The 19938-nt window shown below is 56.8% G+C and carries 18 protein-coding genes, 1 tRNA gene and 1 riboswitch; of the genes, 9 read left to right on the plus strand and 10 right to left on the minus strand.

The genetic code is table 11. The features are described from left to right. Positions 1-196: 196 nt before the first annotated feature. Positions 197-985, minus strand: coding sequence for a 4,5-DOPA dioxygenase extradiol (ygiD, locus tag IAE50_RS04670; RefSeq protein WP_200579709.1), 789 nt, complete (start codon positions 983-985; stop codon positions 197-199). Between the two features lie 196 nt (positions 986-1181). Here ygiD and zupT point away from each other — a divergent pair, with 196 nt between their 5' ends. After that, the gene (gene zupT, locus IAE50_RS04675; protein WP_023481018.1) at positions 1182-1958 is read left to right on the plus strand and encodes a zinc transporter ZupT; all 777 of its coding nucleotides are present in this window, start codon (positions 1182-1184) and stop codon (positions 1956-1958) included. 8 nt (positions 1959-1966) lie between these two features. On the opposite strand, the gene IAE50_RS04680 is transcribed toward zupT, so the two are convergent. Both IAE50_RS04680 and ribB read right to left on the minus strand, forming a co-directional pair. After that, positions 1967-2140 (minus strand): hypothetical protein, encoded by a 174-nt coding sequence (locus IAE50_RS04680; RefSeq protein WP_042717974.1) that lies wholly within the window; start codon positions 2138-2140, stop codon positions 1967-1969. A gap of 197 nt (positions 2141-2337) precedes the next feature. Then, entirely contained in the window at positions 2338-2991 is a 654-nt protein-coding gene (gene ribB, locus IAE50_RS04685) for a 3,4-dihydroxy-2-butanone-4-phosphate synthase (protein WP_023480747.1), read from the minus strand. Between the two features lie 105 nt (positions 2992-3096). After that, positions 3097-3246: riboswitch (FMN riboswitch) on the minus strand. Positions 3247-3368: 122 nt separating this feature from the next. Here ribB and IAE50_RS04690 point away from each other — a divergent pair. Further along, a complete protein-coding gene (locus IAE50_RS04690; RefSeq protein ID WP_054803012.1) occupies positions 3369-3713 on the plus strand; it encodes an accessory factor UbiK family protein in 345 nt (114 codons plus the stop codon). A 49-nt stretch (positions 3714-3762) separates the two neighbouring features. Here the strand turns inward: IAE50_RS04690 and hldE are convergent, their stop codons facing one another. The 3 genes from hldE to IAE50_RS04705 are packed head-to-tail and all read right to left on the minus strand — an operon-like array spanning position 3763 to position 9407. Beyond that, positions 3763-5193 carry a bifunctional D-glycero-beta-D-manno-heptose-7-phosphate kinase/D-glycero-beta-D-manno-heptose 1-phosphate adenylyltransferase HldE gene (gene hldE, locus IAE50_RS04695; protein WP_023480735.1) on the minus strand — a complete coding sequence of 477 codons (1431 nt, stop codon included), beginning with the start codon at positions 5191-5193 and terminating at the stop codon, positions 3763-3765. A 46-nt stretch (positions 5194-5239) separates the two neighbouring features. Further along, entirely contained in the window at positions 5240-8089 is a 2850-nt protein-coding gene (gene glnE / locus IAE50_RS04700; protein WP_200579710.1) for a bifunctional [glutamate--ammonia ligase]-adenylyl-L-tyrosine phosphorylase/[glutamate--ammonia-ligase] adenylyltransferase, read from the minus strand. Between the two features lie 16 nt (positions 8090-8105). Next, positions 8106-9407, minus strand: coding sequence for an inorganic triphosphatase (locus IAE50_RS04705; RefSeq protein ID WP_200579711.1), 1302 nt, complete (start codon positions 9405-9407; stop codon positions 8106-8108). A gap of 239 nt (positions 9408-9646) precedes the next feature. Between IAE50_RS04705 and IAE50_RS04710 the strand changes: the two genes are divergently transcribed. Further along, entirely contained in the window at positions 9647-10261 is a 615-nt protein-coding gene (locus IAE50_RS04710) for a TIGR04211 family SH3 domain-containing protein (protein WP_023480821.1), read from the plus strand. A gap of 66 nt (positions 10262-10327) precedes the next feature. After that, a complete protein-coding gene (locus IAE50_RS04715; RefSeq protein WP_139965639.1) occupies positions 10328-11569 on the plus strand; it encodes a multifunctional CCA addition/repair protein in 1242 nt (413 codons plus the stop codon). Between the two features lie 12 nt (positions 11570-11581). Here IAE50_RS04715 and bacA read toward each other — a convergent pair whose 3' ends face one another. Both bacA and folB read right to left on the minus strand, forming a co-directional pair. After that, positions 11582-12403, minus strand: a complete 822-nt coding sequence (gene bacA, locus IAE50_RS04720; protein WP_094422157.1) for an undecaprenyl-diphosphate phosphatase — start codon at positions 12401-12403, stop codon at positions 11582-11584. 106 nt (positions 12404-12509) lie between these two features. After that, complete coding sequence (gene folB, locus IAE50_RS04725; RefSeq protein WP_200134757.1) at positions 12510-12878, minus strand: bifunctional dihydroneopterin aldolase/7,8-dihydroneopterin epimerase; 369 nt, start codon at positions 12876-12878, stop codon at positions 12510-12512. A gap of 164 nt (positions 12879-13042) precedes the next feature. Between folB and plsY the strand changes: the two genes are divergently transcribed. Next, on the plus strand, positions 13043-13660 hold the full coding sequence (gene plsY / locus IAE50_RS04730) for a glycerol-3-phosphate 1-O-acyltransferase PlsY (RefSeq protein WP_023480785.1): 618 nt from the start codon (positions 13043-13045) through the stop codon (positions 13658-13660). 37 nt (positions 13661-13697) lie between these two features. On the opposite strand, the gene tsaD is transcribed toward plsY, so the two are convergent. Next, entirely contained in the window at positions 13698-14711 is a 1014-nt protein-coding gene (gene tsaD, locus IAE50_RS04735) for a tRNA (adenosine(37)-N6)-threonylcarbamoyltransferase complex transferase subunit TsaD (RefSeq protein WP_042717958.1), read from the minus strand. A 238-nt stretch (positions 14712-14949) separates the two neighbouring features. On the opposite strand from tsaD, the gene rpsU reads away from it, so the two are divergent. The 3 genes from rpsU to rpoD all read left to right on the plus strand — a co-directional run bounded on the left by rpsU (position 14950) and on the right by rpoD (position 19081). Beyond that, positions 14950-15165, plus strand: coding sequence for a 30S ribosomal protein S21 (gene rpsU / locus IAE50_RS04740; RefSeq protein ID WP_001144069.1), 216 nt, complete (start codon positions 14950-14952; stop codon positions 15163-15165). 169 nt (positions 15166-15334) lie between these two features. Beyond that, the gene (gene dnaG / locus IAE50_RS04745) at positions 15335-17080 is read left to right on the plus strand and encodes a DNA primase (protein WP_023481053.1); all 1746 of its coding nucleotides are present in this window, start codon (positions 15335-15337) and stop codon (positions 17078-17080) included. A 156-nt stretch (positions 17081-17236) separates the two neighbouring features. After that, complete coding sequence (rpoD, locus tag IAE50_RS04750; protein ID WP_042715572.1) at positions 17237-19081, plus strand: RNA polymerase sigma factor RpoD; 1845 nt, start codon at positions 17237-17239, stop codon at positions 19079-19081. Positions 19082-19135: 54 nt separating this feature from the next. On the opposite strand, the gene mug is transcribed toward rpoD, so the two are convergent. Then, the gene (gene mug / locus IAE50_RS04755; RefSeq protein WP_200579712.1) at positions 19136-19642 is read right to left on the minus strand and encodes a G/U mismatch-specific DNA glycosylase; all 507 of its coding nucleotides are present in this window, start codon (positions 19640-19642) and stop codon (positions 19136-19138) included. A gap of 126 nt (positions 19643-19768) precedes the next feature. Here mug and IAE50_RS04760 point away from each other — a divergent pair. Then, positions 19769-19844 (plus strand) — tRNA-Ile (locus IAE50_RS04760). Positions 19845-19938: the final 94 nt, after the last annotated feature.

Raw genomic sequence — 19938 nt, forward strand, 5'->3', positions numbered from 1 at the left:
GAAGAGTAGTTACTGGTGAGAATTTGCGCGACGATGGGGTTCACAAAAAAACACCAAATTCAGCACGGCGTTTCATTTTTGCAGAACAGATCTTTTTATTTTCATAAAAACCCCGGTTCAGCGGCGTTTTTTTGCGATCTTTCTCCGGTTTCCGCGATCCTGGCGCAAAAAAATGGCGCATTGCGCGCCATCGTTTTTACCCCACCTGCACCGACAGCATGCTGATGGAAGCCATCTCCATCCCCTCAACGGGGATCGACAGCGGCTCGTTGCCATCCCATGCGCCAAGCACATAGAGCAGAGGCAGGAAGTGTTCCGGCGTTGGATTGGCGAGCGAACCGCTATCATGGTTGAGGTAGTTGACCAGCGGATGCTGCTCGACCGGCCCCTGCCACGTCAGGTTCTGCTTCACAAAATCGTTGAAAGCGACGGCCCATGGAAAAGGCGTGGTGTCACCGTGCCAGCGCGCCGTGCGCAGGTTGTGCACCACGTTGCCGCTGGCGACAATCATCACCCCTTCATCGCGCAGCGCGGCGAGTTTACGCCCCATCTCCATGTGCCACGCCGCCGGTTTGGTGCTGTCAATACTGAGCTGCACCATTGGAATATCCGCATTAGGGTACATCTTGATCAGCACGCCCCAGGAGCCATGATCGAAGCCCCAGGCTTCATGATCGAGCGTCACCGGCAGCGGTGAGAGCAGATCCACCAGCCGCTGTGCCAGCGCGGGCGAACCGGGCGCGGGGTAATGCACGTCGTGCAGCGCCTGCGGGAAACCGCCGAAATCATGGATCGTTTGCGGTGTCTCCATCGCCGTTACGCCAGTGCCGCGCGTAAACCAGTGCGCGGAGATCGCCACAATCGCTTTCGGACGCGGCAAAGCATCGCCCAGTTTCCCCCAGGCGCGGGTATAAACGTTATCCTGCAGCGCATTCATTGGGTTGCCGTGCCCCAGAAACAGCGCGGGCATACGAGGTGCAGACATGAGGATATCCTTACAGAAGATGCCAATATGATGAAAGCAGGTTACGCTTTTTCTCAGGGCGATGAACTCAGATAAGCATGATGAAGATCGTCAGTAATTTTGAATGTAAGGAATAGGTAAACGTGCCGTGGCTGCCTCGCTTTTCCGCAGGCGAAAACTTACATTAATGAGAATGATTATCATAAAGGAGCGATATATGTCAGTCCCGTTGATTCTGACCATTCTGGCGGGTGCCGCCACGTTTATTGGCGCCATTCTGGGCGTTATCGGCCAGAAACCTTCTAACCGCGTACTGGCGTTTTCGCTCGGCTTTGCCGCCGGGATCATGCTGCTTATCTCGTTAATGGAGATGCTCCCCGCCGCGCTGGCAACCGAAAGTATGCCGCCGATGCTCGGTTACGGCATGTTTGTCGTGGGTTTGCTCGGCTACTTCGCGCTGGACCGCCTGCTGCCCCATGCCCATGCGCAGGATTTAATGCAGGGCTCGCAGGAAGCGTTGCCGCGCGGCATCCGCCGTACCGCTATTCTGCTGACCCTCGGTATTAGCCTGCACAACTTCCCGGAGGGGATCGCCACTTATGTCACCGCCAGCAACGATCTGGAGCTGGGCTTCGGCATCGCTTTTGCCGTGGCTTTACACAATATTCCTGAAGGACTGGCGGTCGCAGGCCCGGTCTACGCGGCGACGGGCTCAAAGCGCAGCGCGGTGATGTGGGCCGGTATTTCCGGTTTAGCGGAGATTCTGGGCGGCGTGCTGGCGTGGCTGATTCTCGGCAGCCTGGTCTCGCCGGTGGTGATGGCGGCGATTATGGCGGCGGTCGCGGGGATTATGGTCGCGCTGTCGGTGGATGAGTTAATGCCGCTGGCAAAGGAGATCGATCCCAACAACAACCCAAGCTACGGCGTGCTGTGCGGCATGTCGGTGATGGGCTTAAGCCTGGTCGCCCTGCAGGCGATGGGCTTCGGCGGTTAACGGCTCCGCTATTTGGTCTGGCCTGCGCGCTGAAATCTTTTCAGCTCCGCCTGCGCGCGCTGATAGCCCTCGTAAACGGCATCGCGCTCGTGGCGGCAGGCCTTATAACGGCGTCTTAGGGCGTGAACATAACCAACCACCAGCACTACTACGAGCAGTAACCAATACCAGGAAATAAACACGGCGCCTCCGCAAATAAACCTTCGAAAAAATAATAGGTTAGCCGCAGCATTTCCGTGCCGCAGCGACTACCACTTTATAAGTAGGAAGGGTTAATAGCAATGCGGAAGTCCTGTAAGCACACCAAACTTTGACATGGCGCAGGCAAAAAAAAATCCGACGCCGCTGGCATCGGATTTTCTCTGCTGAGCACTCGCCGTTAGCTGGCTTTGCGCTCCAGATCCTGGCGATAAGCCACCAGATCTTCAATCGTTACGACGGCCATATTGTGCTGCTTCGCAAAGGCGATGCACTCCGGCGCGCGCGCCATTGAGCCATCATCATTGGTTAATTCGCACAGCACGCCGGCCGGTTTAAAGCCCGCCAGCGATACTAAGTCGATGGTCGCTTCGGTGTGGCCGCCGCGGGTCAGTACGCCACCCTTCTGCGCGCGCAGCGGGAAGACGTGGCCAGGACGGTGCAGGTCGGACGGTTTGGCGTCGTCAGCAATCGCAGCACGCACGGTGGTCAGGCGGTCAGCGGCGGAAACGCCGGTGGTAACGCCGTGTGCCGCTTCGATGGTGACGGTAAAACCGGTGCCGAAGGCACTGGTGTTGTTCTCTACCATCATCGGCAGGTCGAGCTGTTTACGACGCTCGTCGGTCAGGCAGAGGCAAACAATGCCGCTACCGTGACGGATGGTGAGCGCCATCTGCTCAACGGTCATGGTTTCGGCGGCGAAGATCATATCGCCTTCGTTCTCACGGCTCTCATCATCGAGAACCATCACACCACGCCCTTCGCGCAGGGCGGCAAGCGCCTGTTCAACGCGATCGAAAGCGGTGCCAAAAGAGGAAAGTAGCGTCTGATTCATGGTAAAAGACCTCAATAAGATTATGGTTACCAGAATCAGGGCAGTCTTAGGAGTGTCATTAAACGACCAAAAATAACGCGAGCGGGCACCTTTGCCCGGCAGAATCGTTACTCTCTCCCATCCGGACTTTAACCGTCGGCCCCGGAATTACACCGGATCTGCTGACCTTCAAACCGAAGTCTGAAGCGCTCGCGGGCTTTCAGCGTACGCTGATTTACCGCCGGTGGGGAATTTCGCCCCGCCCTGAGAATAAGCGCGATAACTATAACGCCAATGATAACGGCGGGCAATGCATAAGCTTCAAACAATTCTGGTTTATCACCTGCGGTTATCACACTACAATAATTAGCTGAGCCCATCCGAGCAGGGAACCGAAAATGATTGATCCGAAGAAAATTGAACAGATTGCACGACAGGTTCACGAATCCATGCCGAAAGGGATCCGTGAGCTTGGCGAAGACGTTGAGAAGAAGATTCGCCAAGCCTTGCAGGGGCAGTTAACCCGCCTTGATTTGGTCAGCCGGGAAGAGTTCGATGTGCAGACACAGGTTCTGCTGCGCACCCGCGAAAAGCTGGCGCTGCTGGAGCAGCGTCTGAACGATCTGGAAAACCGCGGTTCCACCGCTGCCAGCGCGCAACCGGCTCCTGCGCCTGTTGTGGCCTCCGAGGTGACGGAGATAAAACCGGCACCGGCGATCCCGCCTGTGGACGATACGCCGTAATAAAAAACGGGCCGCAAGGCCCGTTCTGCTTTACATCATTAACAGCCGCTTACTGGCTGTTTTTCTGGATCTTTTTGATGATATTCGTCGTCGAGCAACCATCTTCGAAGTTGAGCACCAGCACTTCACCGCCGTTCGCCCACACCTCTTCGCTGCCAGCGATTTGATCCGGTTTGTAATCCCCGCCTTTCACCAGCTTATCCGGCAGAACGCCGGCAATCAGACGCTGCGGCGTATCCTCTTCAAACGACACCACCCAGTCCACGGCTTCCAGCGCGCTCAGCACAATCATGCGCTGCTCAAGCGGGTTGACCGGACGCGTCTCGCCTTTCAGGCGTTTGGTGGAAGCATCGCTGTTGACGGCAACAATCAGGCGGTCGCCGAGCTTGCGCGCGTTCGCCAGGTAAGAGACATGCCCGGCGTGGAGGATGTCGAAGACGCCGTTGGTCATCACCACTTTTTCACCGCGTTTACGCGCGGCGGCAACGGCCACTTTCAGCTCCTCTTCGCTCATCACACCGAAGCCGGTTTCCGCACGACCGCGCACGGCGTTCTCCAGCTCGATGGGCGAAACGGTTGAGGTGCCGAGTTTACCAACCACCACACCGGCGGCAGCATTAGCAAAGAAGCAGGCTTCTTCCAGCGAATTACCCGCCGCAAGCGTTGCCGCCAGCACGCCAATCACCGTGTCGCCTGCGCCCGTCACGTCATACACTTCCTGCGCCTGGGTCGGCATATGCAGCGGCGCTTTGCCCGGCTGCAGCAGCGTCATCCCCTGCTCGGAGCGGGTCACCAGCAGCGCTGAGAGATCGTAATCGGCGATCACTTTCATACCGCGTTCGACGATCTCCTCTTCACTCTTACATTTGCCCGCCACCGCTTCGAACTCGGAGAGATTCGGCGTCAGCAGCGTTGCGCCGCGATAGCGCTCAAAATCGGTCCCTTTCGGATCGATCAGCACCGGCACACCGGCTTTCCGCGCCAGCGCAATCATCTGCTGAACGCTGTTGAGCGCGCCTTTGGCGTAATCGGAGAGCACCAGCGCGCCAATCGAGCCCAGCGCCTGGTTGATACGCTCATGCATTGGCTGCGGATCGACGCCATCAAACCCCTCTTCAAAATCGAGGCGGATCAGCTGCTGGTTGCGTGACAGCACGCGCAGCTTGGTGATGGTTGGATGAGTCGGAACAGAAACGAAGTCGCAATTGACGTTAACATCCGCCAGCGCTTTGCTCAGCGCGCGCGCCGCATCGTCAATGCCGGTCAGGCCGACCAGGCGCGCGGAGGCACCCAGCGAGGCAATGTTCATCGCCACGTTCGCCGCGCCGCCCGGACGCTCTTCAATGGTGTCAACTTTGACCACCGGCACCGGCGCTTCCGGGGAGATGCGGCTGGTTGGACCGTACCAGTAACGATCCAGCATCACATCGCCCACCACCATCACACCGGCTTGTTTAAACTCTGGCAGCGTAACTTTCATTCCTGTCTCCTGAGAGATACAAAATTTGCGCGCGATGATATCACACTTACGCCGGGGCGCACGGTTCCACCAGCCACTTCACCCAGCTGGTTTTAATCAGCTCTCGTTCCGCGACAAAGCAGGAGAGCGGCACATTTCCCGGCAGCTCCTGCAGCGCCAGGTGGTGCAGCTCATCGCGCAGCGTGGTGTAAGCATGGGTCAGCGCCAGCGCCTCCTGCTCCTCCATAATGCCGTTCTGCGCCAGCCCCTCCAGAATGCGCACATTGTCTGACCAGCGCGTCAGCTTCGGCTTGTCGTGGGCGTAACGCAGCACCAGATATTGCGCGATAAACTCGATGTCGGTAATGCCGCCCTCATCGGTTTTCAGGTCAAAGCGATCTTTCTGTTTATTGCCAAGATGGGCGCACATCTTCTCGCGCATCTCGCGCACTTCGGTTTGCAGCGTCGCGCCATCGCGCGGCGTCAGCAGAATATCGCGGCGAATAGCGTCGAACTGCACCGTCAATTGCGGGTCGCCATAGACCACGCGCGCACGGGCCAGCGCCTGATGTTCCCAGGTCCAGGCTTCGTTCTTCTGGTAATCGGCGAAGGCCTCGGCGGTCGTCACTAACATGCCTGCCGCGCCGGAAGGACGCAGGCGCGCATCCACTTCATAGAGGATGCCGGAAGAGGTGCGTGTGCTGAAGAGGTGCATAATGCGCTGCGCCAGCCGCAGGTAGAACTGGCGGCCATCAATTTCACGCTCGCCGTCAGTCATCACATCCATTGGGCAGTCGTGTAAAAAGACCAGATCGAGATCGGAGCTGTAACCCAGCTCCCAGCCGCCCAGTTTGCCGTAGCCGACCACGGCAAAGCCGCGCCCTTCACGATCGTGCAGATGCGCAGGCTGGCCGTAGCGCTTCACCATCTGCCCCCAGGCTTGCTGAACCACGGCATCGATAATCGCCTCTGCCAGCCAGGTTAAGTGATCGCTCACTTTCATCACCGGCAGCGTGCCAGCGATATCCGCCGCCGCAACGCGCAGCATCTGTGCCTGTTTGAACTGGCGCAGCGCTTCCAGTTGCTGCTCTTCATCCTCTTCCGGCACGCGCAGCAGATACTGGCGCAGCTCATCGCGATAGGCGTTCATCGCCGTTGGTTGGTAGAGCGTGGCGGGATCGAGTAGTTCATCGAGCAGGATCGGGTAGCGTGCCAGTTGGCTCGCTACCATCGGTGAAGCGGCACAGAGCGAAATAAGATGTTTCAGCGCGCCGGGAAATTCACTCAGTAACTCAAGATAGGTGGTGCGGGTCACGATACCGGTAAGCAGCGGCGTCAGGCGCGATAACGGCACCGGCGCATCCGCGCGCGAGCAGACATCGCTTAACAGGTGCGGCATCAGGTGATCGAGCACCTGGCGGCCGCGCTGGCCGATGGGGCGCTTATCAAGCTCGTGGCGGAAATCGGCAATCAGCGCCACCACGCGGCGGCGATCCTCATCGCTTAAATGCGCAATCCCCGGCGTGCTGTCCTCCTCCTGCAACGCGTCCTGCCACAGTTCGCGCCACTGTTCAGAGAGCGCCTCGTCGGCGGACTCCGCTTCATCATCGCCAATCAGCTCATTAAAGATGCGCCGCACGGCGGCCATATGCGCCTCAAGCTGGCTGCTGAGCGCATCCCAGCTCTCCACGCCCATGCCCCAGGCGAGACGCGCGCGGTTCAGCTCATCGCCCGGCAGCGTCTGCGTCTGCTCGTCATTAATGCTTTGCAGCAGGTTTTCCAGCCGCCGCAGCCAGAGATAGGCAGCGCGCAGTTTCTCCGCATCGCCCTCCGGCAGCAGATGCAGCCGATCGATAGCCGCTAAGGTCGGCAGCAGCGAGCGGGATTGCAGCGCCGGTTCGCGCCCGCCGCGAATCAACTGGAACACCTGCATGATAAATTCGATTTCGCGAATGCCGCCCGCGCCGAGCTTGATGTTGTCCTTCAAACCCCGGCGGCGCACTTCGCGGGCAATCATCCCTTTCATATTACGCAGGGACTGGATGACGCTGAAGTCGATATAGCGGCGGAAGACAAACGGGCGCAGCATGGCGCGTAGTTCGCTGGCATGCTCGCCCTCGTCATCGCCCATAATGCGCGCTTTTACCATCGCGTAGCGCTCCCAGTCGCGCCCCTGCTCCTGGTAATAATCCTCCAGCGCGGCAAAGCTCAGCACCAGCGGGCCGCTCTCACCGAACGGCCGCAGGCGCATATCGACGCGGTAGACAAACCCATCCTGCGTCGGCTGATCCAGCACTTTGATCAGCCGCTGCCCAAGGCGGGTGAAAAACTGGGCGTTATCGAGCTCGCGCCTGCCGCCCTGCGTCACGCCATTTTCCGGCCAGGCGAAGATCAGATCGATATCGGAAGAGAAGTTAAGTTCGCCGCCGCCCAGCTTGCCCATGCCGAGCACCAGCATCGGCTGCGCAACGCCCTGCGCGTTGCACGGCGTTCCCCATTCGCGGCAGCAGGCGCTGTAGAGCCACTCGCGCGCGGCGACAATCACGGTTTCCGCCAAAACGCTTAACTGCTGCAGCACCGCTTCATCGCTGATGAGTCGCAGCGCCTGCGCCCAGGCGATACGCACCATGATGCGGCGGCGAAACTGCCGCAGCGCGCGCATTAGCGACGCTTCGTCGCTGACGTTTTGCAGCAGCGCATCCAGCCACGTCGCATAGTGCTGCCACTCCTCTGCGGTGGGCGGCGCGCTCTCAAGCTCTGCCAGCCACTCGGGATAAGCGGCCAGGCTCTGCTGGACGAAATCACTGAACGTGAGCACTGACTGCGCCTGCGCGCTAAGCGGCCGCGCGGTCAGCGCCTCCGGCAAGCGGGAAAGCACCGTTTGCCACTGTTGCGATAAGAGGGATGCGTGCTGCATTCAAAACGTCCTTACGTTAGCGTTTCCCGCTGTGTAGCCAGAATGGCTCCTCGTTAATGGCGGTATTACGGAAATGCTCAATTTCGATTTTCTGACGCGTTTCAATCGCATGGTAGAGACCCTGCCAGTTCTCCAGCCACGCGTTCGCCAGCGCCCGGTCGTAATAGCCTGCCAGCAGCAGCGTGCTGTCGATATCACGCGCCAGGCGTGGCAGCTGATCGCGATAGCTGTCGCCAAGGTGATGAGCAAAGGTCTTTTTCAGTTCAGAAGCGGTGCGCGAGAGGTGGATATCGGCGAAACGCTTGAAGGAGTCGGCAAATTTCGCCTGCGCTTTTTCATCAAGAAACGCGCGCCAGCCCTGAGTCACCAGCCACTCTGTTAACAGCAATTTCGCCATCGCCGACGGCACATCCCACACCGCCGTTTCAGCGGAGACTGCGGAGGTCAGTGTCGCTTCCGCCTGGGTCAGCAGGTCACGTAAGTGAGCGCTCGCTTTACGCGGCACAATGCCGCCAAACAGCGTAAAGGTGTGGCGTAGCAGCGCAATCGCGCGCAGCACTTCAGGCCGTGCCGCGTCTTCACCACGCACCCACAGCTCTTCATGGTACTGCCACTGGGAGAGGGCCAGTTCCAGCGCGCTGGCAAACGCCTGCTCGACGGTCGCTTTCGGCGCGGGCTGCAAAAAGGGGGTCGGGCGAAGTTCGCGTGGCGCATTGCCCTGCGCGAGCTGGTACCCGCGGGCGGCTTTGCTCAGGCTGCCCTGACGCAGGCAGGAGAGCGTCGCCAGCTGGCGCGCCAGCTTGAGAATATCCGCCGCATCGCCACTCAGCAGCTCCAGCTCCAGTTCGCAAATCGGCTCGGCGAACTCACCCGCTTTCACCTCGCCTAAATCGAGGCCAATCTCAATGCGGCTGTCGCCGACGTTAACCAGCCACTTTTCGCGGTAAAAATCGGTGCTGAACAGCGGCTGCGCGCGCGATTGCAGGTCGTCCGGCAGGCCGCCTGCGGGCCACACTTCGGCGGGAAAGCGCGAAAGGTCAAGTTCGGCCTTATCAAGGGGAATATTGTATTCCGGGCGCTGATGTAAACCGCCGATCACGCGACCGGCGATTTTCATTGTCATCTCATATTGGCCGTTCACACCGCGAATACGCAGACCCATATCATGGCTGCGTAGCCAGTTGTCAGGCGTTTCGTAATAGATGTTGAGTAACTGGCTGGACGCGATATGTTCGTCGGTCAGCGTATGAAGATGGTGACGAAGCGTTTCCACGCAGTCGCTCTTCACGATAAACTTTAATTCAATTTCCTGAGCCATGGCCTTGCACTTATGGTTATGTCACATCAGTGAAAATTTTTGGCGAACTAACGCGCCCTCGGTTTGTCAGTAGATAGTATTTTTTGCCAAATTGCCATGAATGCGCAATCTGGCGGGTGCAAATGTTCGCATCAGTGCGCAGTTTGATCTGGAAGATTCCGATTGATGGTACCTGCCGGGTGTCGTCAGACTGTCGCCACTGTTTACCATTCACATTCAAAGAAAATAATGATTGCCTGATGCCAAATTTACGCCTGATTGGAATAACCCTTTTCGCGCTTAGCGTCTCTGTCGGCACCCACGCTGAAGAGAAGCGGTATGTTTCGGACGAATTGAGCACCTGGGTCCGCAGCGGCCCCGGCGATAATTACCGCCTTGTTGGCACGGTAAACGCCGGTGAAGAGGTTGCCCTGCTGCAACAAAATAATGAGTATGGCCAGGTGCGTGACAGCAGCGGCCGTACTGCCTGGATCCCGCTTAAGCAGCTTAACACCCAGCCAAGTCTGCGCACCCGCGTGCCGGAACTGGAAAACCAGGTGAAAACGTTGACCGATAAACTGACCAATATCGACAACACCTGGAACCAGCGCACCGCGGATATGCAGCAGAAAGTGGCGCGCAGCGACGGGGTGATTAACGGTCTGAAAGATGAGAACCAGAAGCTCAAAAATGAGCTAATCGTCGCGCAGAAGAAGGTCAACGCCGCTAACCTGCAGCTTGATGACAAGCAGCGCACCATCATTATGCAGTGGTTTATGTATGGCGGTGGCGTGCTGGGCGCGGGTCTGCTGCTCGGCCTGCTACTGCCGCACATGATCCCGACACGTAAACGCAAAGATCGCTGGATGAACTAAGCCGATTCGCCATCTTCTCTACACTTACGTATTATCTGACGACAAATGTGTAGAGGAGAGTGGCGGGTGAAGAGTTATCTGGTCGGTGGTGCAGTACGCGATACATTGTTGGGTCTGCCGGTCAAAGACAGAGATTGGGTAGTGGTCGGCGCCACGCCGCAAGAGATGCTCGACGCGGGCTACCAGCAGGTAGGCCGCGATTTTCCTGTGTTCCTCCATCCGCAAAGCCGCGAAGAATATGCACTGGCGCGCACCGAGCGGAAGTCCGGCTCCGGCTATACCGGTTTTACCTGCTATGCCGCCCCCGATGTCACCCTTGAGCAGGATCTGCTGCGCCGTGATTTAACCGTCAACGCACTGGCGCAGGATGAAAACGGCACGATTATCGACCCGTTTAATGGTCAGCAGGATCTGCGTCAGCGCATTCTGCGCCATGTCTCCCCCGCGTTTAATGAAGATCCGCTCCGCGTGCTGCGCGTGGCGCGTTTCGCCGCCCGTTATGCCCATCTCAGCTTCCGTATTGCCGATGAAACCATGACGCTGATGCGCGACATGACCGGGGCGGGCGAGCTGGCGCACCTGACGCCTGAGCGAGTGTGGAAAGAGACGGAGAGCGCGCTGCGCACCCGTAATCCGCAGGTCTACTTTCAGGTTTTGCGTGACTGCGGCGCGCTGAAGGTGCTCTTTCCTGAGATCGATGCGCTGTTTGGCGTTCCGGCCCCGGCGAAATGGCACCCGGAGATTGATACCGGTATTCACACGCTGATGACGGTATCAATGGCAGCGATGCTGAGCCCCGAGGTGGATGTGCGTTTCGCCACGCTGTGCCACGATCTCGGCAAGGGGCTGACCCCACCTGCGCTCTGGCCACGCCATCACGGTCACGGCCCGGCGGGTGTCCGGCTGGTTGAGGGGTTGTGCCAGCGCCTGCGCGTGCCGAATGAGCTGCGCGATTTAGCGAAGCTGGTGGCCGAGTACCACGATCTGATCCACACCTTCCCTGTTTTGCAGCCGAAAACCATCGTCAAACTGTTCGACTCTATTGATGCCTGGCGCAAACCGCAGCGGGTCGAGCAAATCGCGCTGACCAGCGAAGCGGATGTGCGCGGGCGTACCGGCTTTGAAGCCATTGATTACTCGCAGGGGCGCTTACTGCGTGCGGCCTGGGAAGTGGCACGTGCTGTGCCGACAAAAGCGGTGATTGAAGCAGGTTTTACCGGTGCGGCAGTGCGTGAAGAGTTGACCCGCCGACGTATTGCGGCGGTTGCGCAGTGGAAAGCAGAGCACTGCCCTCAGCCCGAAGCCTGAGGGCGATAACGCTTAGAAGAAGACGACGTAGACCGCTGCGGCGACGATAAAGCGGTAGATCGCGAACGGAATAAAGGAGATGTGTTTAATCAGCTCCAGGAAGGTTTTGATCGCGATCAGCGCGACAATAAACGCCGTCACAAAACCGACGGCGAACATCGGGATATCGCCAGTGGTGAGAAAACCGATGCTCTTATAGAGATCGAGCGCCGTCGCGCCCATCATCATCGGCACCGCCAGCAGGAACGAGAACTCCGAAGCCGCGTAACGGCTGACACCCACCAGCATACCGCCGGAGATGGTCGCACCGGAGCGGGAGAAGCCCGGCCACAGCGCCAGACACTGGAAGCAGCCAATCAAAAACGCCTGACGGTAGGTCATATCATCCACGCCCTGCGCACGCGGCACTTTCGGCTTCAGCAGTTCGGCGGCGATCAGCAGCACGCCGCCAACCACTAAGGCATAGGCGACATTTTTCGGGTTGAAGAGCGTTTTGATCGCATCGTGCAACACCAGGCCAATTACCACCGCCGGGATCATGCCAAGCAGAATATGGATCAGCGACAAACGCCCGCTGCCGGTGCCTTCATGGCGCGGCGGTTTGCCAAAATGGATGCCGATAAGGCCAAAGAGGCGGCGCCAGAACATTACCACCACGGCGAGGATCGAGCCGAGCTGGATCACCACTTCGAAGGTTTTTGCAGTATCGCCTTCAAAGCCCAACAGATGCCCGACGATAATCATATGACCCGTACTTGAGACGGGAAGAAACTCGGTAAGCCCCTCAACGACACCAAGAATGGCCGCCACCAGCAGGGAGTGCATATCGCTCATCAAATAAACCCCTAAAAAGATATAAAAAACGGCTCATCCAATGGAGAAGCCGCGAAAAGCCGTATCTATGACCTGAATACTAGCGTTTGGTTTAACGATGATGAATTTAAAAACTTTTTTTCGGATTTAGGCCACGCTCGATGATCACGCCGACATTTTTTGCCCGCGCTACCGCGCCAGGTTTGCTCAGTTTGATGCGCACCCAGGGGGAGCTAAAGCGCGCAAGCAGCAGATCTGCCACCTCTTCCGCGACGCGTTCGACCAGCGCAAAACGCGCACCTTCGACATGCCCGACGACGGTATCGGCAATATCCGCATAACTCAGGCAGTCCTGAACATCATCACTCTTTGCCGCCTGACGGTTATCCCACGCCATTTCGATATCGAACACCAACTGCTGTTCAATGGTCTGTTCCCAGTCGTAAACACCAATGGTGGTGATCACAGAAAGCTGTTCGATAAATACAATGTCCATTTTTCTCCGCCTGCTTATTTGCGTCTGGGCTACTGCCGCCAGGCCGCTAATTGAGTGGTTATCTTTCAGGATTTGCACGAAACCCGGATACCACTTTGCAAAATTTATGCGTATTATCCATGGATGCAGAGAATAAAACGACATTTTCAAAACGGAACAGCGTTATGAGTGCAATCGCGCCTGGGATGATCTTCCTTGCGTACCTTTGTGGCTCAATCTCCAGCGCCATCCTGGTCTGCCGCCTTGCAGGTTTCCCTGACCCGCGAGAGAGTGGCTCCGGTAATCCCGGTGCTACCAACGTATTACGTATTGGCGGCAAGGGCGCAGCCGCAGCGGTACTGATTTTTGATGTTTTAAAAGGGATGCTGCCGGTCTGGGGCGCCTATGCGCTTGGCGTTACGCCCTTCTGGCTGGGCCTTATCGCTATCGCCGCCTGTCTGGGCCATATCTGGCCGGTATTCTTTAAATTTAAAGGCGGTAAAGGCGTGGCCACCGCGTTTGGCGCGATTGCGCCGATTGGCTGGGATTTAACGGGCGTGATGGCAGGTACCTGGCTGCTGACGGTGCTGTTAAGCGGCTACTCGTCGCTGGGGGCAATTGTCAGTGCGCTGATTGCGCCATTCTATGTCTGGTGGTTTAAACCGCAGTTCACCTTTCCGGTGGCGATGCTCTCATGCCTGATCCTGCTGCGTCATCATGACAATATTCAGCGTTTATGGCGGCATCAGGAGAGCAAAATCTGGACGAAGCTGAAAAGGAAGAAGCGGCAGGATAAAGCGTAGATTTGCCCGGCGCGTGAAAACACCGGGCAACAGTAAATTACGCGGCGGGAAGTTCGGCCAGCGGCCAGCGCGGACGCACCGTTACGCCAAGCCCGACATCGTGACCTGCTTTCAGGCGCACCATGCCCGCATAAGCGATCATCGCCCCGTTATCGGTACAGAATTCCGGGCGCGCATAGAACACTTCCCCGCGACGTTTTTCCATCATCTGCCCCAGTTTCGCACGCAGCGTACGGTTAGCGCTGACGCCGCCCGCCATCACCAGCCGGGTAAAACCAGTTTGATCCAGCGCGCGCTTGCACTTGATCATCAGCGTATCAACTACCGCATCCTCAAAGGCGCGCGCGATATCTGCCCGGGTCTGATCGTCATTGCCACTATTACGAATGGTGTTGGCGGCAAAGGTCTTCAGGCCGGAGAAGCTGAAATCGAGCCCCGGTCGGTCGGTCATCGGACGCGGGAAGACAAAGCGCCCCTCTGTTCCTTGCGCCGCCATCTTCGACAGCATCGGCCCGCCCGGGTAATCAAGACCCAGCAGTTTGGCCGTTTTGTCGAACGCTTCGCCGGCAGCATCATCTATAGACTCGCCAAGCAGTTCATAATGACCGATGCCGGTCACGCTAATCAGCTGCGTGTGACCGCCGGAAACCAGCAGCGCGACAAACGGAAACGCAGGCGGATTCTCTTCCAGCATCGGTGCCAGCAGGTGCCCTTCCATATGATGTACGGCAATCGCCGGAACATCCCAGGCGAAGGCCAGCGAACGACCAATGGTTGCACCAACCAGCAGCGCGCCGACAAGGCCTGGACCCGCAGTATAGGCCACTGCATCAATCTGTTTGGCCGTTAATCCGGCCTCTTTTATGGCGGCCTGGATCAGCGGCACGGTTTTGCGCACGTGGTCACGGGAGGCGAGCTCCGGCACCACGCCGCCGTAATCGGCGTGCAGTTTTACCTGACTGTAGAGTTGGTTAGCGAGAAGACCCTTCTGGTCGTCATAGATAGCGATGCCGGTTTCATCGCAGGATGTTTCAATACCCAGTACGCGCATGGCTCTGTTTACCTCTTTGCAATAGCGCGCAGTGTAGGGCGAATGCGGGGCGATGTAAAACTTTGCTCACTTGTGCAGCTGAGTTCGTGTATACTCCTCACCCTTACAAAAGTCCCCTTTCAAAAAGGGCGGCGGTGCTTTACAAAGCAGCACCAGTTGCAGTAAAATTCCGCACCATTTTGAAATAAGCTGGCGTGAACGCCAGCGGCAAACCGATTTAATCAAAGGTGAGAGGCACATGCCGGTAATTAAAGTACGTGAAAACGAGCCGTTCGACGTAGCTCTGCGTCGCTTCAAGCGTTCCTGCGAGAAAGCAGGTGTTCTGGCGGAAGTTCGTCGTCGTGAGTTCTATGAAAAACCGACTACCGAACGTAAACGCGCTAAAGCATCCGCTGTGAAACGTCACGCGAAGAAACTGGCTCGCGAAAACGCACGCCGTACTCGTCTGTACTAATTACAGAGGGCGAGCGCCCTCTGTGTTAGACCGAGTTGTAGTTGTAAGGCCGTGCTTCCGAAAGGAATGCGCGGCTTATTTTCGTTTATAACCTGATATAATTTTCGCCTTTTCAGCAACTTACCGCTGATGAGCATAACGAAAATTATATAAGATCAAAACGGGGCCTATGGCTGGACGAATCCCACGTGTTTTTATCAATGACCTGCTGGCGCGTACCGACATCGTCGATCTTATCGACGCGCGCGTAAAGCTAAAAAAGCAGGGCAAGAACTACCACGCGTGCTGTCCATTCCATAACGAGAAAACCCCCTCTTTCACCGTGAACGGTGAAAAACAGTTTTACCACTGCTTTGGTTGTGGCGCGCACGGCAACGCCCTCGACTTTTTAATGAACTACGACAAGCTCGAGTTCGTCGAAAGCGTCGAAGAGCTGGCGGCAATGCACAACCTCGAAGTGCCGTTCGAAGCAGGCAGCGGACCGAGCCTGATAGAGCGCCATCAACGGCAAACACTCTATCAATTGATGGACGGGCTGAATGCTTTTTATCAGCAGTCGCTGACCCAATCCGCCGCAGAGCCTGCTCGTCAGTACCTCTCCAGGCGTGGTTTGAGCAGTGAAGTCATTACGCGATTCGCTATTGGTTACGCGCCGCCCGGTTGGGACAACGTTTTAAAGCGTTTCGGCAACAATAGCGAAAACCGCAAGTCGCTGATCGATGCAGGCATGCTGGTCACAAACGATCAAGGACGCAGTTACGATCGCTTCCGCGAGCGGGTGATGTTTCCGATTCGCGACAAGCGCGGCCGGGTGATTGGTTTTGGTGGACGCGTGCTGGGCAACGATACGCCCAAATACCTGAACTCCCCGGAAACGGATATTTTTCATAAGGGCCGCCAGCTATATGGCCTCTATGAAGCGCAGCAGGATAAGGATGAACCGCAGCGGCTGTTAGTGGTCGAAGGTTACATGGACGTGGTGGCGCTGGCGCAATATGGCATTAACTATGCCGTTGCATCGCTTGGCACCTCCACGACGGCGGATCATATTCAGCTGCTGTTCCGGGTGACCAAAAACGTTATCTGCTGTTACGACGGCGACCGTGCCGGCCGCGAAGCCGCATGGCGGGCGCTGGAAACCGCGCTGCCCTATATGAGCGACGGGCGGCAGCTGCGTTTTATGTTTCTGCCGGATGGCGAAGATCCGGATACGCTGGTGCGTAAAGAGGGCAAAGAGGCGTTCGAAGCGCGGATGGAGCAGGCTCAGCCTCTCTCCACGTTTCTGTTTAATAGCCTGTTGCCGAAGGCGGATCTCACCACGCCGGATGGGACAACGCAGCTTGCCGCGCTGGCACTGCCGTTGATCAACCAGGTGCCGGGCGAGACGCTGCGCATTCAGTTACGCCAGATCCTCGGCAACAAGATTGGCATTTTCGACGATGCACAGCTCGATCGATTAATGCCAAAGCAGGTAGAGAGCGCGGCGGCGCGCCCTGCCCCTCAGCTAAAACGCACAACCATGCGTATACTGATAGGGTTGTTGATTCAGAATCCGGAGCTTGCACCAAAAGTGCCTTCGCTGGCCGGTCTTGATCAATCCAGACTGCCCGGACTTGGCTTATTTGCAGAACTGGTCAACACTTGTTTGTCTCAACCTGGTCTGACAACTGGGCAGTTACTGGAACATTATCGCGGCACGAATGAGGCCGCAACCCTTGAAAAACTGTCAATGTGGGACGATATAGCAGATAAGGACATCGCTGAAAAAACCTTTACCGACGCGCTCAATCATATGTTTGATTCGATGCTTGAACGGCGACAAGAAGAGTTGATAGCTCGCGATCGCACGCACGGTCTAAGCAGCGAAGAACGCCGGGAGCTCTGGCAGTTGAACCAGGAGCTGGCTAAAAAATAAATTCAACGGCTTAAGTGCCGATAATCGTTCGGGTTGATCCCGACAGCCGCGACGAGGGCCAGCGGCAAAAATATAAATACACCCTCGCGTTAAATGTTGGCGGTTTATTTCGCTAACCGACACCAACCTCATGAATTTAAGTGTGGATACCGTCTTATGGAGCAAAACCCGCAGTCACAGCTGAAGCTTCTTGTTACCCGTGGTAAGGAGCAAGGCTATCTGACCTATGCCGAGGTCAATGACCATCTGCCGGAAGATATCGTCGACTCCGATCAGATCGAAGACATCATCCAAATGATCAACGACATGGGCATCCAGGTGATGGAAGAAGCGCCGGATGCTGATGATCTGTTGCTGGCTGAAAACTCCAACAACACAGACGAAGATGCTGAAGAAGCCGCTGCACAGGTTCTGTCCAGCGTAGAGTCTGAAATCGGACGAACTACCGACCCGGTGCGCATGTACATGCGCGAAATGGGCACCGTTGAACTGCTGACCCGTGAAGGCGAAATCGACATCGCCAAACGTATTGAAGACGGGATTAACCAGGTTCAGTGCTCCGTTGCCGAGTATCCGGAAGCTATCACCTACCTGCTGGAACAGTATGACCGTGTTGAAGCAGAGCAGGCTCGTCTCTCCGATCTGATCACCGGTTTCGTCGATCCGAACGCCGAAGAAGATATGGCGCCAACGGCGACCCACGTCGGCTCTGAGCTCTCCAGCGAAGAGATGGACGACGATGAAGATGAAGAAGAAGACGACAGCGATGACGACAGCGACGATGACAACAGCATCGACCCTGAGCTGGCGCGTGAGAAATTCGCTGAACTGCGTACGCAGTACGAGCTGGCTCGCGACACAATCAAAGCAAAAGGACGCAGCCACGCTGCCGCACAGGAAGAGATCCTTAAGCTGTCTGAAGTCTTCAAGCAGTTCCGTCTGGTGCCGAAGCAGTTCGATTACCTGGTAAACAGCATGCGCGTGATGATGGATCGCGTACGTACCCAGGAACGCATCATCATGAAGCTGTGCGTTGAACAGTGCAAAATGCCGAAGAAAAACTTCATCACCCTCTTCACCGGTAATGAAACCAGCGAAACCTGGTTCAACGCCGCGCTGGCCATGAACAAACCGTGGTCTGAGAAGCTGAAAGATGTGACTGAAGAAGTGCAACGCGGCCTGATGAAGCTGCAGCAGATTGAAGAAGAGACCGGCCTGACGATTGAGCAGGTTAAAGATATCAACCGTCGTATGTCTATCGGCGAAGCGAAAGCGCGTCGTGCGAAGAAAGAGATGGTTGAAGCGAACTTGCGTCTGGTTATCTCTATCGCCAAGAAATATACCAACCGTGGTCTGCAGTTCCTCGATCTGATTCAGGAAGGGAACATCGGCCTGATGAAAGCGGTTGATAAGTTTGAATACCGCCGTGGTTACAAATTCTCGACTTACGCAACCTGGTGGATCCGTCAGGCAATCACCCGCTCTATCGCGGATCAGGCACGTACCATCCGTATTCCGGTGCATATGATTGAGACAATCAACAAGCTCAACCGTATCTCTCGCCAGATGCTGCAGGAGATGGGCCGCGAGCCGACGCCGGAAGAGCTGGCTGAGCGTATGCTGATGCCGGAAGATAAGATCCGCAAAGTGCTGAAGATCGCCAAAGAGCCAATCTCCATGGAAACGCCGATTGGCGATGATGAAGATTCGCATCTGGGTGATTTTATCGAGGATACCACTCTCGAGCTGCCGCTGGACTCGGCGACCACCGAGAGCCTGCGCGCTGCAACGCACGATGTGCTGGCTGGCCTTACCGCTCGTGAAGCGAAGGTGCTGCGCATGCGTTTCGGTATCGACATGAATACCGACCATACGCTGGAAGAAGTGGGTAAACAGTTCGACGTTACCCGCGAACGTATCCGTCAGATCGAAGCGAAGGCACTGCGCAAACTGCGCCACCCGAGCCGCTCTGAAGTGCTGCGTAGCTTCCTCGACGATTAATCGTCACGCCAGACAAAAAAGCTCCCAGACGGGAGCTTTTTTTTCGCCTGTTATTTACAAGCCGCGCGATGCCAGCGCCTCATCCAGTTCACGGTATGCCTCTACGAGCTTCTCCAGCGAAGCGCGGTTCAGGCCGCTGGGATTCGGCAGCACCCAGATTTGCGTCACGCCAATGGTCATCTCCTGCTTACCCCACTTCGCACCGCGCACGCTAAAGGCCTGCTCAAACGCCTGTTTGCCAAGCACCGCCAGCGCAGCGGGCTGATACTCCTCTATTTTATGTACCAGATCCCTGCCGCCGGTGCGCAGCTCATGTAGCCCGACTTCCGTCGCCTGGACCGTTGGACGCTGTACCAGCATGGTAATGCCGCAGCGCGTATCCAGCAGATGGTGCTCATCCTCAGGGCGCAACTGCTGGTCGGTAAAGCCGGCCTTGTGAATCACTTTCCAGAAGCGATTCCCCGGATGTGCAAAATGAAATCCCGTATGGGCAGAGGATTTCCCCGGATTAATGCCACAAAACACGACGCGCAGACCCGGCGCCAGAATATCGTGGATCATGCTTTACTCCCGATTAGAAACGATAAACTTAAGTATAAGAGATTGAAAATGCGCTGTTTATAAAAACATCAGCCGGGCGATTCCTGCTGGATTGCGAGGGTAAGTTACTCTATAATTCACCGCCACGGCCCCTTAGCTCAGTGGTTAGAGCAGGCGACTCATAATCGCTTGGTCGTTGGTTCAAACCCAACAGGGGCCACCACTTTTCAATAAGTTAGCCTGAATCGCCGCATGCTTTCTTTTTATAGGATACCCATAGGATACTTGGTGTAAGTACAACTGAGTAATTCCCTTCG

The sequence above is a fragment of the Kosakonia sp. S42 genome, from assembly GCF_016624785.1.
Classification (GTDB): Bacteria; Pseudomonadota; Gammaproteobacteria; order Enterobacterales; family Enterobacteriaceae; genus Kosakonia; species Kosakonia cowanii.

What these genes read in the sequence shown, in the direction of transcription:
- mug (WP_200579712.1), bottom strand. Translation starts at nt 19,642, where the DNA reads ATGATCCACGATATTCTGGCGCCGGGTCTGCGCGTCGTGTTTTGTGGC.
- ribB (WP_023480747.1), bottom strand. Translation starts at nt 2,991, where the DNA reads ATGAATCAGACGCTACTTTCCTCTTTTGGCACCGCTTTCGATCGCGTT.
- ygiD (WP_200579709.1), bottom strand. Translation starts at nt 985, where the DNA reads ATGTCTGCACCTCGTATGCCCGCGCTGTTTCTGGGGCACGGCAACCCA.
- hldE (WP_023480735.1), bottom strand. Translation starts at nt 5,193, where the DNA reads ATGAAAGTTACGCTGCCAGAGTTTAAACAAGCCGGTGTGATGGTGGTG.
- zupT (WP_023481018.1), top strand. Translation starts at nt 1,182, where the DNA reads ATGTCAGTCCCGTTGATTCTGACCATTCTGGCGGGTGCCGCCACGTTT.
- dnaG (WP_023481053.1), top strand. Translation starts at nt 15,335, where the DNA reads ATGGCTGGACGAATCCCACGTGTTTTTATCAATGACCTGCTGGCGCGT.
- IAE50_RS04710 (WP_023480821.1), top strand. Translation starts at nt 9,647, where the DNA reads ATGCCAAATTTACGCCTGATTGGAATAACCCTTTTCGCGCTTAGCGTC.
- glnE (WP_200579710.1), bottom strand. Translation starts at nt 8,089, where the DNA reads ATGCAGCACGCATCCCTCTTATCGCAACAGTGGCAAACGGTGCTTTCC.
- tsaD (WP_042717958.1), bottom strand. Translation starts at nt 14,711, where the DNA reads ATGCGCGTACTGGGTATTGAAACATCCTGCGATGAAACCGGCATCGCT.
- bacA (WP_094422157.1), bottom strand. Translation starts at nt 12,403, where the DNA reads ATGAGCGATATGCACTCCCTGCTGGTGGCGGCCATTCTTGGTGTCGTT.
- rpsU (WP_001144069.1), top strand. Translation starts at nt 14,950, where the DNA reads ATGCCGGTAATTAAAGTACGTGAAAACGAGCCGTTCGACGTAGCTCTG.
- IAE50_RS04705 (WP_200579711.1), bottom strand. Translation starts at nt 9,407, where the DNA reads ATGGCTCAGGAAATTGAATTAAAGTTTATCGTGAAGAGCGACTGCGTG.
- rpoD (WP_042715572.1), top strand. Translation starts at nt 17,237, where the DNA reads ATGGAGCAAAACCCGCAGTCACAGCTGAAGCTTCTTGTTACCCGTGGT.
- folB (WP_200134757.1), bottom strand. Translation starts at nt 12,878, where the DNA reads ATGGACATTGTATTTATCGAACAGCTTTCTGTGATCACCACCATTGGT.
- IAE50_RS04690 (WP_054803012.1), top strand. Translation starts at nt 3,369, where the DNA reads ATGATTGATCCGAAGAAAATTGAACAGATTGCACGACAGGTTCACGAA.
- plsY (WP_023480785.1), top strand. Translation starts at nt 13,043, where the DNA reads ATGAGTGCAATCGCGCCTGGGATGATCTTCCTTGCGTACCTTTGTGGC.